The organism is Cyanobium usitatum str. Tous, from assembly GCF_003011885.1.
GTDB classification, from domain to species: Bacteria; Cyanobacteriota; Cyanobacteriia; order PCC-6307; family Cyanobiaceae; genus Cyanobium_A; species Cyanobium_A usitatum.
The window spans coordinates 246800-261754 of record NZ_PXXO01000001.1 but is presented as its reverse complement, the minus strand read 5'-3'; the positions used below and the strand labels follow the sequence as shown (position 1 = coordinate 261754).

17 protein-coding genes are annotated in these 14955 nt (G+C 64.9%); 16 read left to right on the top strand and 1 reads right to left on the bottom strand.

Annotated elements, in window-relative coordinates:
• Positions 1-46: 46 nt before the first annotated feature.
• The gene (locus tag C7K55_RS01355) at positions 47-718 is read left to right on the top strand and encodes a 2'-5' RNA ligase family protein (protein WP_206603453.1); all 672 of its coding nucleotides are present in this window, start codon (positions 47-49) and stop codon (positions 716-718) included.
• Positions 719-793: 75 nt separating this feature from the next.
• Complete coding sequence (locus tag C7K55_RS01350; RefSeq protein WP_206603452.1) at positions 794-1603, top strand: HAD family hydrolase; 810 nt, start codon at positions 794-796, stop codon at positions 1601-1603.
• 15 nt (positions 1604-1618) lie between these two features.
• Here C7K55_RS01350 and C7K55_RS01345 read toward each other — a convergent pair whose 3' ends face one another.
• On the bottom strand, positions 1619-3001 hold the full coding sequence (locus C7K55_RS01345; protein ID WP_106501721.1) for a PhoH family protein: 1383 nt from the start codon (positions 2999-3001) through the stop codon (positions 1619-1621).
• 94 nt (positions 3002-3095) lie between these two features.
• On the opposite strand from C7K55_RS01345, the gene C7K55_RS01340 reads away from it, so the two are divergent.
• The 14 genes from C7K55_RS01340 to C7K55_RS01275 all read left to right on the top strand — a co-directional run bounded on the left by C7K55_RS01340 (position 3096) and on the right by C7K55_RS01275 (position 14948).
• Positions 3096-4292, top strand: coding sequence for a F420-0:Gamma-glutamyl ligase (locus C7K55_RS01340; RefSeq protein ID WP_106501589.1), 1197 nt, complete (start codon positions 3096-3098; stop codon positions 4290-4292).
• 86 nt (positions 4293-4378) lie between these two features.
• On the top strand, positions 4379-5467 hold the full coding sequence (locus tag C7K55_RS01335; protein WP_117434955.1) for a GNAT family N-acetyltransferase: 1089 nt from the start codon (positions 4379-4381) through the stop codon (positions 5465-5467).
• Entirely contained in the window at positions 5464-5955 is a 492-nt protein-coding gene (gene ruvX, locus C7K55_RS01330; RefSeq protein ID WP_241518083.1) for a Holliday junction resolvase RuvX, read from the top strand. The genes C7K55_RS01335 and ruvX overlap by 4 nt, the downstream gene beginning before the upstream one ends.
• A 19-nt stretch (positions 5956-5974) precedes the next feature.
• Entirely contained in the window at positions 5975-6535 is a 561-nt protein-coding gene (locus C7K55_RS01325; RefSeq protein ID WP_106501587.1) for a DUF3727 domain-containing protein, read from the top strand.
• Positions 6535-7044 carry a YqeG family HAD IIIA-type phosphatase gene (locus C7K55_RS01320; RefSeq protein ID WP_106501586.1) on the top strand — a complete coding sequence of 170 codons (510 nt, stop codon included), beginning with the start codon at positions 6535-6537 and terminating at the stop codon, positions 7042-7044. Before C7K55_RS01325 ends, C7K55_RS01320 begins: the two co-directional genes overlap by 1 nt.
• Before the next feature lie 20 nt (positions 7045-7064).
• Positions 7065-8132 carry a glutamate 5-kinase gene (proB, locus tag C7K55_RS01315; protein ID WP_106501585.1) on the top strand — a complete coding sequence of 356 codons (1068 nt, stop codon included), beginning with the start codon at positions 7065-7067 and terminating at the stop codon, positions 8130-8132.
• A 38-nt stretch (positions 8133-8170) separates the two neighbouring features.
• Positions 8171-9223, top strand: coding sequence for a UDP-3-O-(3-hydroxymyristoyl)glucosamine N-acyltransferase (gene lpxD, locus C7K55_RS01310; RefSeq protein ID WP_106501584.1), 1053 nt, complete (start codon positions 8171-8173; stop codon positions 9221-9223).
• A gap of 26 nt (positions 9224-9249) precedes the next feature.
• Positions 9250-10332, top strand: coding sequence for a 3-isopropylmalate dehydrogenase (gene leuB, locus C7K55_RS01305; protein WP_106501583.1), 1083 nt, complete (start codon positions 9250-9252; stop codon positions 10330-10332).
• A gap of 48 nt (positions 10333-10380) precedes the next feature.
• On the top strand, positions 10381-11283 hold the full coding sequence (locus tag C7K55_RS01300; RefSeq protein ID WP_106501582.1) for a phosphoribulokinase: 903 nt from the start codon (positions 10381-10383) through the stop codon (positions 11281-11283).
• A gap of 5 nt (positions 11284-11288) precedes the next feature.
• Positions 11289-11687: a hypothetical protein gene (locus C7K55_RS01295; protein WP_241518082.1), complete on the top strand. Its 399-nt coding sequence runs from the start codon at positions 11289-11291 to the stop codon at positions 11685-11687.
• 7 nt (positions 11688-11694) lie between these two features.
• The gene (locus C7K55_RS01290; protein ID WP_241518081.1) at positions 11695-12540 is read left to right on the top strand and encodes a prepilin peptidase; all 846 of its coding nucleotides are present in this window, start codon (positions 11695-11697) and stop codon (positions 12538-12540) included.
• 37 nt (positions 12541-12577) lie between these two features.
• On the top strand, positions 12578-13453 hold the full coding sequence (gene accD / locus C7K55_RS01285) for an acetyl-CoA carboxylase, carboxyltransferase subunit beta (RefSeq protein ID WP_106501581.1): 876 nt from the start codon (positions 12578-12580) through the stop codon (positions 13451-13453).
• Positions 13450-13854 (top strand): hypothetical protein, encoded by a 405-nt coding sequence (locus C7K55_RS01280; protein ID WP_241518080.1) that lies wholly within the window; start codon positions 13450-13452, stop codon positions 13852-13854. The genes accD and C7K55_RS01280 overlap by 4 nt, the downstream gene beginning before the upstream one ends.
• Positions 13851-14948: a Gfo/Idh/MocA family protein gene (locus tag C7K55_RS01275; RefSeq protein ID WP_106501580.1), complete on the top strand. Its 1098-nt coding sequence runs from the start codon at positions 13851-13853 to the stop codon at positions 14946-14948. Before C7K55_RS01280 ends, C7K55_RS01275 begins: the two co-directional genes overlap by 4 nt.
• Positions 14949-14955: the final 7 nt, after the last annotated feature.

Here is a 14955-nt window from a genome sequence, read left to right as displayed (position 1 = left end):
CCGGCGAAATAGGCTCAAACTACCTGCTACTTGCAGCACTGCGCCGATGCCCCTGATTGCTATCAACGTCCTGTTGGAACCAGATGCCGCCACGGTTGAGAAAGCAAAGGCGATAAACGCGCGGCTGCGAGAAAACTACCCAGCCAGCTTCCCCCTAGATGCCAACCACGCCCCTCACATCACCATTCTCCAGTTATTTATAAAAGCTGTAGATCTGAGCCAAGTAGCAGATGCCGTGACCAACTTGCTGCGAAGTGAGCCGCCGATCAATATTGAGGGCAAAGCAACTGGCTACTTTGAATTAGCCAGCGAGAATCTAAAATTAGTAGGATTCAACATCGAGGCCACTCCCGAGCAGCATCGACTTCAGCAAAAAATTATCGCTGCCACCGCACCATTTGCTGTGAAATATGGCACAAGTGATGCCTTTGCGCCTCGCCTTGACGGCGATGCAATCAGCCAGGCAACTATTGACTACGTGACCAACTTTAGCGATGGGCGGACCGGCCCGGACTACCAGCCCCATCTAACCTTAGGCATTGCCACAAGTGATTTTGTAGACGCTTTAATAGCAGAGCCATTTGAGGCCTTTGGCTTCCAATCAGCCTCCGTGAGCCTTTACCAGATAGGTGATTTCGGTGTGGCCCAAACAAAGCTATACGACCTCTCTCACCAAGCAGATCCGCTGCCCTCTTGGAATGAAGGGCAGGTCAAATAAGCTATCGTTGCATTCATCGAAAAAGTCACAAATAAAGACTCACCCGCATACCTAATTCCAGCCGAACGCATTGCGGTGCATGACAACGACGGCACGCTCTGGCCAGAAAATCCGCTGCCTTTTCAGGTAGCTTTTGCCATCGACGAACTGAGACAGCGCATCCTCACCGAGCCGAGCCTTACTTCAAACCCCATGGTGCAAGCTGCCTTGGATGGCGATCTTGCAAAACTTCTGGAAGGCAAACATTTCGATGGCCTGATGCAGATCCTGGCGATCACCCATGCAGGCATGACGGTAGAAGAATTTCGAGATGCCGTGCAGGCATGGTTTACATCAGCCCTTCACCCGCGCTACGGCAAGGCCTATGGCGAGCTCACCTATCAACCCATGCAGGAGCTCCTTCGCTATCTAAGCGATAACGGCTTTAAGAACTTCATTGTTTCAGGTGGCGGCGCCGACTTTATGCGGGCCTGGGTGGAAGAGGTTTACGGCATACCACTAGAACAAGTTGTTGGCTCAACATCGCGGGCCATATTCGAACTGCGGGACGGCAAACCAGTAATCACCAAAACCCTCGATTATTTGTTTGTAAACGATAAGGCCGGCAAGCCAGTTGGCATCCATCAGTTTATCGGCCGCAGACCTGTGATTTGCTGTGGCAACAGCGATGGCGATCATGCCATGTTGCAGTACACCACGATCAACAACCCTCGCCCTAGTTTAGGGCTGATTGTCCATCACACCGACGCTGAACGCGAGTATGCCTACGACGCCAAGACGAACAGCACCGGCAAGCTTGTAGAAGCCCTAAAAGCGGCTCCCGAGCAGGGCTGGCTAGTTGTGGATATGAAGCAGGATTGGAACGTCGTCTTCCAGCCCCAGTAAAAGAAACTGGCCGCGCTATAGCAAATTTGCAGCCAGCTCGGCCAGTTCACTGCGTTCACCCCGCAGCAGGGTCACGTGGCCGGCGAGCCGCTGGCCCTTGAAGCGCTCCACCAGCCAAGTGAGGCCGTTGCTTTCAGCATCCACATAGGGATTGTCGATCTGGTAAGGATCCCCGGTAAGCACGATTTTGGTGCCCTCGCCCACCCGAGTCACGATCGTCTTCACCTCGTGGGGGGTGAGGTTCTGGGCCTCGTCCACCACCATGAATTGGCGCGGAATCGAACGACCGCGGATGTAGCTGATCGCCTCTACCTCGAGCAGGCCCATGCCCTTGAGGTCGGTCCAATTGCTGCGCGGCCCGCGGTGACTGCCAGCAGAGCGAGCAGCACCACGCCCCTCCTCCTCACTGCCACCGAGCAGAAAATCGAGGTTGTCGATGATCGGTTGCATCCAGGGACCCATTTTTTCGTCCAGATCGCCTGGCAGAAAGCCGATCTCCTTGCCGAGGGAAATCACCGGGCGGGTCACCAGCAGGCGCTCGTAGAGCCGCTCATCGGCCACCTGGTGCAGCCCAGCGGCCAGGGCGAGCAGGGTTTTACCGGTGCCGGCCTTGCCCACCAGGGTGATCAGCTGGATGCTGGGATCCAGCAGCAGATCAAGGGCAAATGTCTGCTCCCGATTGCGGGGCTGGATACGGCCGAGCTTGGCCTTGGGCGCCCGCTGCAGCGGCTGCAGGCTGGCGGTGGCGCCGTTGTAACGAGCCAGCAGGGTGTGGGCCGGCTGGGCCCGATCGATCAGGGTTACGCCCTCATTGGCCTGCAGCGGCGCCTCCAGCACCAGGCCCTCCACCGCCAGTCCTGGCGGCAGCTTGACCCGATCCATCTGCTCAGCATCCACCCACACCTCACAGAAGCCGGGATATAGGTCGCTGATTGCAACGCGGTCACTGGTGTAGTCCTGGGCGATCAAGCCCACCGCATCAGCCTTGATGCGCAGGTTGGTGTCCTTGGTAACGAGCACCACCGGCGGCTGGCTACCCAGCACCGCCTGCAGGCGCTGCTCCTCAAGGGCCACCGCCAGGATGTTGTTGTCGCCGCTGCCGCCCTTGAGCTCGGGCGGCAGCTGGCTGAGGGTTTCGGCCCGGCAAAACACCACCTTGAGCGTGCCGCCCTGTTCGCCATTGGGCACCCCATCGGCCAAGTTGCCATGGGCGCGCAGAGAGTCGAGCAGCCGCGATACCTGGCGGGCATTGCGTCCCTTTTCAGCTGGGTCCCGCTTGAAGCGGTCGATCTCCTCGACCACCTCGATCGGGATCAGGATGTTGTTGTCTTCAAAGCGGGTCAGGGCTGCCGGATCGTGCAGCAGCACGTTGGTGTCGAGCACGAAGGTCTTGCGCATGCCGATCACCAATTCCGTGATGGCGCGAAATTAAGACCACTAGGCCATTTACGCTCCGTCGATTCGTGCCTCGTCGCAATTGGCGCCTTCGCCCATGGCCTCCTCGCTTGCCGCCCTGGTTCTGCTCAAGCTCTTGCTGGTGCTGGCCCTGCTGCTGGGCCTCACCCTGGTAGTGCTGGAGCTTCGCCATCGCCTGCGCCCCGCCTCGCCACTGCGGCTGCGCGCTGAAGACTTCCGCGTCGAAGCTGGCAGCGATGGCCTCACCGTCTCCGGCATGGTGACGATCCACAACCCCCACCAGCGCATGGAGGTGATGGTGCCGGAGATCGAGCTGCGGCCCACCTTGCTGGGTCGGGGCGACCTGGCAGGCGTCACGGTGTCGAGTCGGATCGAGGCACTACATCCGGATGAGGAATCCCGCCCTGATGGCTACTGGGCCGCCTACATAGTCAAAGGGCGCAAGAGCACCAGCGCCCGCATCCAGATCAGCCTGAACGGCGCCCCGGGCCAGTCCCTAGACCAGCTGCTCGACACCCTCTGGCTGGAAATTCTCTGGGTCAACTACGGCCCCTTCGGCCGCCTCCATCGCCGCGATGGCGTGCTGGTGCCACTGCAGCAACCCACGCCAATAGCGCCCCAATCGGCGCGCTGGCGCGACGGCGACCGCTGCCGCGTGCTGCCAGTTGGCACCCACCTGCTCGGCGTGCTCGACGACCCAGAAGCTGTGCTGCGCCGCTACGCCGGCGATTTGATCCAGCCCGGCGATGTGCTCACCATCGGCGAAACCCCCCTGGCGGTGATGCAGGGTCGCTATCACCACCCGGCCACCGTTCAACCCAGCGCCCTGGCCCGGCTGCTCTGTCGTGGGTTCCACCCCACCAGCTCCCTGGCCACCGCCTGCGGCCTGCAGTCCTTGATCGATGTGGTCGGTCCGGCCCAGGTGCTGGGCGCCTGGCTGATTGGCCTGGCCCTGAAACTGGTGGGCAGTAAGGGCTGGTTTTATCGCCTTGCCGGCGACCAGGCCCGCCTGATCGACGACATCACCGGCACCACGCCCCCCTACGACCAAACGATTGTGCTCGGGCCCCTACAGCCCGCCGCCTTCTGCGCCGCCATGGCCCGCTCCTTGGGCGTGGCCGTGGCGGTGGTAGACGTCAACGATCTGGGCAGGGTCAAGGTGCTGGCCTCCAGCCCCGGCTGCGATGAAGCCCTGCTGGAGCGGGCCCTGCGTCCCAACCCGGCTGGTAATGCCAACGAGCGCACCCCCTTGGTGCTGGTGCGTCCCAGCTGACCCCCAGCACAGCTAACTCCCAGCCAAGCCGCAGCCAACTCTGGCGCCGATACAGTTGGGCTACCCGGCTGACTGGTTACGCCCCCATGATCGGGATCCTGCAGCCGCCCTCTGCCCTTCCGGCACCACCCGAGCCTCCCGGGCCAGATAGCTGGCGGCTCGAAACCCTGGCTGGCTGGCACCTACCCCTACTCACCGATCCCGCCTTTCTACCCCTGCAACCGGTACTTCAGCGGGCCGTGCTGCTGGGCCTGCCCGAGCGGCTTATGCAGGCGCTTCTGGCTAGACCCTCGCTCGCACCCCAGGTGCTGGTGGCTCTCAGCGGCCAGAAGCCGCTCGGGCTGATCATCTGCCGCCGGCTCAACCGCAGTGGCAGTTGCTGGCAGATGCAGCACCTGCGCCTGGCCCCGAGCGCCGCCCGCCATGAACTGGCCAGCACCTTGCTGCGAGCAGCAATCCAGCGGGCCCGGGGAGCGGCCAGCTGGATTGCTGCGGCCTCAACCCTCGATGACACCCGCCTGGCGATGCTGCGCGAGCAGGGCTTTCAGCCCTTGCGCAGCGACCGGCTGTGGTGCTGGCCTGGCGCCCCTGCCGGCGGCAGCCCTATCTCGGCCAGCAGCCCCGCACCGGCAGAGCTGCAGCTCACACCCCTCAACCGCCGCAGCGCCACCCTGCTTTGGCACCTGGAGCAGGCCGCCTGCCCGGCCCAATTGCGTCAGCTGCTCGATCGCCGCGTCGAAGATCTGCTCGACCAGAGCCACGGCCGTGGCTGGATGCTGGTGGATCCCAGCCGGGAGCAGGCGGTGGCAGCCGTGCGCTGGATCGGCGAGCACCCAGGCGGCGGTCACGATGTGGAGCTGAGTGTCCATCCCGGCTGGGAACACCTGGTGGGCACCGCCACCGAATTGCTGCTGCACCAGGCCCAAGCCGACCTCGGCGCCGGCGAACCCCTCTGGCTGCGCTGTGACCTGCGCGATGAAGCTCGTCAGCGCTGGCTGGCTGACCTGGGAGCTCAGGAGCAAGGCGAGCGGGTGCTGATGGCGCGCAGCGTCTGGCGGCGTCAGGGGCTGCAGGCCCCGGCACGGGCCGCCCAGCGAATCGATGCCCTACTTGAGCAGTGGCAACCCCGCCGCCGACCCCTGCCCACCCCAACCCCCCTGGCCCCGCCGTTGTGAGCGCGACCCGATCAAGAGGCGCCCCGCAGCCCCGCTCAGTGCTGGCCCTCGACGTTGGGCGACGGCGCATCGGCCTGGCGGGCTGTGACCCCCTCGGCCTCACCGTTACCCCCCTGCGGGCCCTGGCCCGGGGCTCCTTCGCCAGCGACCTAGAGCATCTGAACACCCTGGTGGAGCAGCGGCGGGTGCTGGCCCTGGTGGTGGGCCTGCCGCTAGATGCGGCTGGGCAGCTCACCGCCCAGGCCCTGCACTGCCAGCGTTACGGCGAGCGCCTGGCCCGCCGGCTGCAGCTACCCCTGGCCTGGGTAAATGAGCATGCCAGCACTTGGGCCGCCGGCGAGCGCCACGGGCTTCACGGCGACCGCAGCGGTGCCCTCGACAGCGCCGCCGCGGCCCTGCTGCTCGAACAATGGCTGCAGGACGGCCCCGATCCGGTGCTCCCGGCGACCATCGAACGGTGCCAGACGGCCGACGCTGCAGCATCCTGAAGAGATTCAATTCCAGCCCATGAGTTCCGAACCCCCTTCCCAGTCCAGCTCGGAGATCCCCGCCGATGTGCCCACCGTGCTCGTGCACGACAGCCGCGGCCGCCAGCTGCTCTGCTTCCTCGAGCAGCTGATTCCCCTCGATGGCCACGACTACGTGCTGCTCACCCCGGTCGACACCCCTGTCTGCCTGTTCCGCCTCGACGGCGACGAAGACCCAGAACTGATCGACACCATCGATGCCACCGAGCCGATCCTGTCGGTTGCCGATGTGGTGCTGCAGGAGCACGACCTCACCCTGGTGCGCTCTGCCGTCACCCTCACCGTCAGCGGCGAACTGGACGAGCCCGAACCCGATGAGCTCGATGACGACGAAGACGCTGACGACGACTCCGAGACCTACGAGTTGCTGGTGAGCTTCCTCGTAGACGATCTGGAATACGGGTTGTACATCCCCCTAGATCCCTTCTTCGTGGTGGCCCGCATGAATGGCGACGGCGCCTTGCTGGTGGAAGGCGAGGAGTTTGAGCGGGTACAGCCCCGAATCGAGGCTGAATTGGAAGAGCGCGAGGGCGACGACTGATGCTGCGCCAGCTGCTGCGCCCTAATTGGCTGCGGGAGTGCACCCTGGCCGAGCTGCCCCTGCAGGAGCTGCTCGACCAACCGATCCGGGCCCTGGTGCTCGATGTCGATCGCACCTTGCTGCCCCGCCGCCAGGCGGATCTGCCCGCCAGCGCCCTGCGCTGGCTGCAGCAGGCGCAGCAGCAGGTGCCTATCCACCTATTCAGCAACAACCCCTCCCGCCAGCGGATCGGAGCTGTGGCGGCCCAGCTCGACCTGCCCTACACAATTTCCGCCGGCAAACCACGCCGCAGCGCCCTGCGTCGGGTGCTGGCCGAGCTCAACCTGCCCCACCAGGAGGTCGCCCTGATCGGTGACCGCCTGTTTACGGACGTAATCGCCGGCAACCGGCTTGGCTTATTCACCGTGCTGGTGAAACCGATCGATCCCCAAGGCCACCCCTGCAAGCGGGATCGGCTCCAAAAACTGGAGCTGCGCCTGGCCAACTTGGTTGGCACCAGCCTGGGCTGATGCCAACCCCATCCCACTCCATGCGCCGAGTGATCAAGGTGGGCACCAGCCTGCTACGGGGCAGCGCCGGCCGTCCCACGGCAGTGGTGATCGCCGATCTGGCTGCCAGTCTCAGCCGCCAACGGCGCCAGGGCGAGACCATCGCCCTGGTTACCAGTGGGGCCGTGGGTCTGGGCTGCGAAGCCCTTGGCCTGGGGCAGCGCCCCAGCGAAGTGGTGGCACTCCAGGCCGCCGCCGCCGTGGGGCAGGGCCGGCTGATGGCCCTCTACCAAGACGCTTTCGCCGTGCGTGGGCTGGCGGTAGCCCAGGTGCTGCTGACCCGCGGCGATCTGGCCTCCCGCCGCCGCTACCAGAACGCCTGCCGCACCCTCGAGCAGCTGCTTACCTGGGGAGTGGTGCCGGTGGTCAACGAAAACGACACCCTGGCCACCGACGAACTGCGCTTCGGCGACAACGACACCCTCTCCGCCCTGGTGGCAGTGGCAATAGGCGCCGATGAGCTAGTGCTGCTCACCGACGTGGACAGTCTTTATTCAGGCGACCCCCGCAGCGACGCCGAGGCCCGGCCGATCGAGGAGGTGGCCAGCCTGGCCGAGCTCGACAGCCTGCAATCGGTGGCCAGCGGCGGAGGTCAGTGGGGCACTGGCGGCATGACCACCAAACTCACGGCAGCCCGCATCGCCACCTCCAGCGGCATCCGGGTGCGCCTGGCTGACGGCCGTGACCCCGCCGTGCTCGATGCCCTACTGGCCGGCGAGCGGGTCGGCACCCTGTTCCAGCCCAGCCCCACCCCCCTTCCCGACCGCAAGGGCTGGCTGGCCCACGCGCTCCTGCCCAAGGGCAGCCTCCAGCTAGACGCCGGCGCCGAGAGGGCCCTAACCCAGCAGGGAGCCTCCCTGCTGGCCGTGGGAGTGCAAGCGGTGGTTGGCGATTTCGAGCGCCGCGAGGCGGTGCGCCTGCTGGCCAGTGATGGGCGCGAACTGGGCCGAGGTCTGGCCAGCCTCAGCAGCACGGAGCTGCGAGAGCTGATGGGCAGCTCCGGCGTTGAGGTGATGCACCGCGACCAGCTGGTGCTCACCGGCCGTTAAGGCCGGACCTACGATTCGCCCCGCTTCTCTTCCCTGGCATGCGCTTCAGCGAACTGCTCAGCCAGCTCAGCGAAGTTACGGATGCCAGCCTGCGGCATCTCGCTGACGACCCCGAGCTACACGGGGCGGCAGCCCTAGATCAGGCCCAGGCTGATCAGCTCACTTTTCTGGAACCAGGCAACGCCCTAGCTGCTGCCCTGGCCGGCAGCAACGCCGGAGCCATCCTGCTGCCAGCCCGCGGCGACGAGGCCGCAGCCCTGCAGCAGCTGGCCTTGGAGCGGGGCCTGGCCTGGATCGCCCTTGCTGATCCACGCCTTGCTTTTGCCGAGGCCCTCGCTGCTCTCCACCCCCGCCGCCAGCCCGCCGCTGGCATCCACCCCAGTGCAGTGGTCGATCCAAGCGCCGTAGTTGGCATGGGATCCCACCTAGGCCCCCTGGTCGTGATCGGCGCCAACGTGCAGATCGGCGCCAGCTGCGTACTCCACCCCCAGGTGGTGCTCTACGAAGACGTGCAGATCGGTGACGACTGCGAGCTGCACGCCGGTGCCGTTCTGCACCCCGGCAGCCGCCTGGGCCGGGGCTGCGTCGTGCACTCCAATGCCGTGGTGGGCAGCGAGGGCTTTGGCTTCGTACCCACCGCCAATGGCTGGCGCAAGATGCCCCAGACCGGCCAGGTAGTTCTTGAGGAGGGGGTTGAGGTGGGTTGCGGCAGCACCATCGACCGACCCTCAGTAGGTGAGACCCGCATCGGCGCCGGCACCAAGATCGACAACCTGGTGCATATCGGCCATGGCGTCAGCACCGGCAAGGGCTGCGCCCTGGCGGCCCAGGTGGGCATCGCCGGCGGGGCCCGCCTCGGCAATGGCGTGATTTTGGCGGGCCAGGTGGGGCTGGCAAACAAGGCGGTGATGGGCGACCGAGCCATCGCCAGCTCCAAATCCGGGGTACATGGCGAGGTGGCCGCCGGCGAGGTAGTAAGCGGCTATCCGGCCATCTCCAACCGCCTCTGGCTGCGCAGCTCGGCCATATTCAACAAGCTGCCTGAGCTAGCTAAAGCCCTGCGGCAGCTGGAGAAGCAGGCCAAGCCCTAGCCTCGCCGGCGGCGCCCCACCTCCCAATGACGACCAGCTACCGGATCACCCTGCTTCCCGGCGACGGCATCGGCCCGGAAATCATGGCGGTAGCCCGCCAGCTGCTGGATGCGGTCAGCAGCAGCCATGGCTTCAGCCTCGTCTACGACGTACAGCCCATGGGCGGCGTTGCCATTGACGCTACCGGCGAACCCCTGCCCAACAGCACCCTCGAGGCCTGCAAGACCGCCGATGCCGTGCTGCTCGCCGCCATCGGCTCGCCCCAATACGACAGCCTGCCCCGGGAGCAGCGCCCTGAATCGGGCCTGCTGGGGCTGAGATCAGCGCTGGGCCTGTTCGCCAACCTGCGGCCGGTGAAGATCATCCCGGCCCTGATCGATGCCTCCACCCTCAAGCGCGAGGTGATCGAAGGGGTGGATCTGATGGTGGTGCGCGAGCTCACCGGCGGCGTCTATTTCGGCACCCCCAAGGGACGGGTCGAGGCTGAGGGGCGGGTGCGGGCCTTCAACACCATGGCCTACTTCGACGACGAGATCGACCGCATCGCCAAGGTGGCGTTCGAGTTGGCCGTGGCCAGGAGCGGCCGGCTTTGCAGCGTGGACAAGGCCAACGTGCTCGATGTGAGCCAGCTCTGGCGCGACCAGGTCACCGCCATGGCGGCCGACTACCCGGCGGTGGAACTCAGCCATATGTACGTTGATAACGCCGCCATGCAGCTGGTGCGCAATCCCCGCCAATTCGACGTGCTGCTCACCAGCAACCTCTTCGGCGACATCCTCAGTGATGAAGCAGCCATGTTGAGCGGCTCGATCGGCATGCTGCCCTCCGCCTCCCTGGGGTCTAGCGGGCCTGGCCTGTTTGAGCCGATCCACGGTTCCGCCCCCGACATCGCCCGCCAGGACAAGGCAAACCCGATGGCAATGGTGCTCAGCGCCGCCATGATGCTGCGGGTCGGCCTGCAGCAAGACGCCGCTGCCACCGCCCTAGAAACCGCCGTCGACCGGGTGCTGGCCGCTGGCTACCGCACCGGCGACCTGATGAGCGAGGGCTGCACCCAGCTGGGCTGCCGCGCCATGGGAGAGCAGCTGCTAGCTGCCCTGGCGGGGTAGGCGCCGGCGACCTGCCAAACTCTCGGTCAGTTTCGTTGATTCCTGCGCATGTCGAAGCGTCACCCGGTTGTTTCTGTCACCGGTTCCTCCGGCGCAGGCACCAGCACTGTCAAGCGCGCCTTCGAGCACATTTTTAAGCGCGAAGGAATCACCCCTGCAGTGGTGGAGGGCGACAGCTACCACCGCTACGAGCGTGGCCCGATGAAGGAAGCAATGGCCACCGCCTTGGCCAATGGTGAAAACTTCTCCCACTTCGGCCCCGAAGCAAACCTGTTTGAGAAGCTCGAGGAGCTGTTCAAGACCTACGGCGAAACCGGCAGTGGCCAGAAGCGCTACTACCTTCACTCCCTTGATGAAGCCGCCGAGCACAACGCCCGTCTCGGCACCAACCTGGATCCCGGCCAGTTCACCCCCTGGGAAGCCATCCCCAACGGCACCGACCTGCTCTTCTACGAAGGTCTGCACGGTGGCGTCAAGGGCGAGGGTTACGACGTAGCCGGCTTAGCTGATCTACTCGTCGGCGTGGTGCCGGTCGTGAACCTGGAGTGGATCCAGAAGATCGCTCGTGACAACAAGGAGCGCGGCTATTCGGCCGAGGCGACAGTGGACACGATCCTGCGCCGCATGCCGGATTACATCAACCACATCTGCCCCCAGTTCAGCCTCACCGATATCAACTTCCAGCGGGTTTCCACGGTGGACACCTCCAACCCCTTCATGATCCGGGAGATCCCCACGCCGGATGAATCCTTCGTGATCATCCACTTCCGCAAGGGTGCCCGCGAAAAGTGGGGCATCGACTTTGCCTACCTACTCGACATGATCCACGACTCGTTCATGTCGAGCCCCACCTCGATCGTGGTAGATGGCGGCAAAATGGGCTTCGCCATGGAGCTGATCCTTACACCGATCATCCATCGCATGATCGAAGAGAAGAAGAAGCTGTCCTGATTGCAATGGCAACCCCTATTCTGGGGTTGCCATTCGTTTTGGTGAGGCCGATCTCCTTCGCCACACCCACGAAGAATCCTTCCCCGTCGTTTTTGATTCCGGGGGCTGCCAAAACCAAGGCCGCAGAATCATTGCGTCTCGACCAGATCAACAGCAGCCTGGTGATTCAGGCAGCTCGCCGCATCTTGTTTCAGTCTTTGGAGCTCGGCCACGCCGGCCACGAACCATCCGGCGTGGTTCTCCATGGCAAGCAAATATTGCAGGGCAGGATTGTTTTCGACCAGCCGGTGCTGCTGCCCGATGAGCAATTTGTGCCCATTGATTTGATCCGTGGCCGCCTGGCACGGAGCGGTGCAGCCAGGCTGCGTCTACCTCGCAAACCGTCCTCACCCCCTCTCGCCTGAGGTCCGATTGAGCGCCCTTGCTCCGCTGCTTGCCAGCTCCCCAGCCGTGCCAGTTGTGGTGGCGCTACTTGGGGCCTGCGTAGGCAGCTTTCTCAATGTGGTGGCCTGGCGCCTGCCTCGGGAGGAATCGATCGTGCTGCCACCCAGCCACTGCCACCGTTGCGGCAGCCGGCTGCGCTGGTTTGAAAATGTGCCCCTACTGGGCTGGTTGCTGTTGCGGGGACGCTGTGGCCACTGCGGTGCTCCGATCTCCTGCCGCTACCCCCTGGTGGAGCTGCTTAGCGCCGGGCTCTGGGTAGCGGCCCTGCTGGCCCAGCCGAGCGCCATGGGCAGCCAGCCCCAGCCCTGGCTGCTGGTAGCCGCAGGCTGGCTGCTGTTGAGCTGGCTGCTGCCGCTGGTGTTGATCGATCTAGATCGCCTCTGGTTGCCCGAACCTCTATGCCGAATTGGCCTGTTAATAGGCCTGGCGGTGACCGCGGTGATCGGCTTCCAGCAGGGTGCCGAAATCGGCCGAGAGCTGCTGTTTCACCATCTGGTGGCCGCTGGAGTTGGCCTGGTTGGCTTTGAAACGGTCAGTGCCTTGGCCCACAAGGCAATCGGCCGGCCAGCCCTCGGCCTGGGAGACGCCAAACTGGCTGCCCTGCTTGGTGCTTGGCTTGGTCTCACCGGGCTTGGCATCACCGTGATCCTGGCGGTGTTTGCTGGGGCGGTGCTGGGCAGCATCGGCCGGCTTAGCGGCCTGCTCGGCAAGCACCAGCCCTTTCCCTTTGGCCCCTTCCTTGCAGCTGGAGGAGCCGCCGTGTGGCTACTGGGCAACGACCTATGGCTGGCCGTGCTGGGGCTGGTGTGGTGAAGCGCCTTAAATAGGTTGAGCTGTTGGTAAGTGCCGCATGTCGCTGTTCGACTGGTTTGCGGATCGCCAGAAAAATGCCCCAACCGTGCGGGTCACCCAGGAGCCGGAGGAGGGCGATGGTCTCTGGAGCAAGTGCCCGGAATGCAGTTTGGTGGTGTATCGCAAAGACCTGGTGGCTAACGCCAGCGTTTGCAAGGGATGTGGCCACCACAACCGCATCGACAGCCCTGAGCGCATCGCCCTGATCGCCGACCCGGGCAGCTTCGAGCCCATGGATACCGGCCTCTCTCCCACCGACCCCCTCGCCTTCAAGGACCGGCGTAGCTACGCCGATCGCATCCGCGACAGCCAGCAGAGCACGGGCCTGCGCGATGCCGTAGTTACCGGTATCTGCCGCACCAGTGGCCTACCCCTGGCCCTTGGAGTGATGGATTTCCGCTTCATGGGCGGTTCGATGGGTTCGGTGGTGGGCGAGAAGCTCACCCGCCTGATCGAAACCGCCACCGCCCGGCGCATACCGGTGCTGATTGTCTGCGCCTCCGGTGGTGCCCGCATGCAGGAGGGGATGTTGAGCTTGATGCAGATGGCCAAGATCTCCGGCGCCCTGGAGCGGCACCGCCAGGCAGAGCTGCTTTACCTACCCCTGCTCACCTACCCCACCACAGGGGGTGTAACTGCCAGCTTCGCCATGTTGGGCGACTTAATCCTGGCCGAGCCCAAGGCCTTGATCGGCTTCGCCGGCCGCCGGGTGATCGAGCAGACCCTGCGCGAAAAGCTGCCCGAGGGCTTCCAAACCGCCGAATACCTGCGCGACCACGGCTTCGTTGACGCGATCGTGGATCGCACTGAATTCAAGGCAACCCTGGCCAGCCTGCTGACCATGCACGGCTGCCGTGAAACGGTGGCGGCATGAGCAGCCTGCGCCGGGCAGCCCACTCCCTGCTGCTGATGTTGCTGGTCGTGGGGATCCTGGCCGCCACGCCTGGAAGGGCCCTAGCTGGCCCGGTCGACTGGCATGAGGTGGCCAGCACCAGCGAGGGACGCCAGTGGTGGGACGGCGGCAGCCTGCGCACCAGCCGCGGCGGCAATATTTCGGTGCTGACACGCTTCCAAAAACCTGTCAGCGAGGAGCAACCCAGGCCCCTCGCCGATCTCTACGTGATGGAAATCGACTGCGGCCAGGAGCTGTTCCGCGACACATCTATCAACGGCCTACCCCAGTTCAGAGCTGAATGGCAGCCGGCATCGGGGGACAACCTGATCAGCAGCGTGATCGGCGAAGTTTGTGCCACCGCAGCCGAGGGCCTCTCATGAGCGCTCCCCCGCTGAAGGTCGCCATTGCTGGCCTGGGCTTTGGCGAGGCCGTGCACCTACCCGCATTGCGCGCCTGCCCCGGCACCGAGCCGGTGGCCCTCTGGCACCCGCGCCCCGAGCGACTGGAAGCCGCCTGCCGCAGCGCCGAACTGCCTGGCCACAGCGACTTCGATGGGTTGCTGGCCAATCCGGCCGTCGAGGCGATCGTGATCGCCACCCCGCCGGGGCCGCGTTTTGATCTAGCCAGGCGCGCCCTGGAAGCGGGCAAGCACCTGCTGCTGGAGAAACCCGTAGCCCTCAACGCCGAGCAGATCGAGAGCCTGCAACGGCTGGCCCTGCAGCGGGGGCTAACCGTGGCGGTCAACTTTGAATACCGGGCCGTTCCCCTGTTTCAGCAGCTCGCCGACCTGCTGGCCAGCGGCGTCCTCGGTGAATTGGTGCTGGTGAAATACGACTGGCTGATGGGCAGCCGAGCTGACCCCTCGCGCCCCTGGAGCTGGTATTCCCAGGCAGCCGAAGGTGGCGGGGTGCTGGGAGCGCTGGGCACCCATGCCTTTGACACCCTGCACTGGCTGGTGGGTCCAAGCCACTCCCTTAGGGCCCAATTGAGCACGGCAATTACCCAGCGGCCCCTAGCCGATGGCAGTGGTCGCCTGGCCAGGGTGGATGCCGAAGACATCGCCTTGGTGCAGCTGGAGCTGGAAACACCACTGGGGCAGAGGGTGCCTGCCCAGCTCAACCTGGCCTCCGTGGCCCGCAGGGGCCGGGGCTGCTGGCTGGAGCTGTACGGCCGCGACGGCACCGCCGTGCTGGGCTCCGACAACCAGGCCGACTACGTGCATGGCTTTGGGCTGTGGCAGTCCCATGCGGGAGAGCCATTGCGGCCGGTGGAGGCTGATGACCGCTGGAGCTTTGCTCGCACCTGGGCCGATGGCCGGATTGCGCCGGTGCAGCGCATCCACAGCTGGTGGAGTGCGGCGGTGCGCGAGGGCCGACCGATGCTGCCTGGCTTGGGCGAGGCAGTGCTGAGTCAGCGCTGCTGCGACTGGGCCCGCCTGGGAGCTGCCCAGAGCACTCCAAGGGGCATCACCTAGAGTCGGC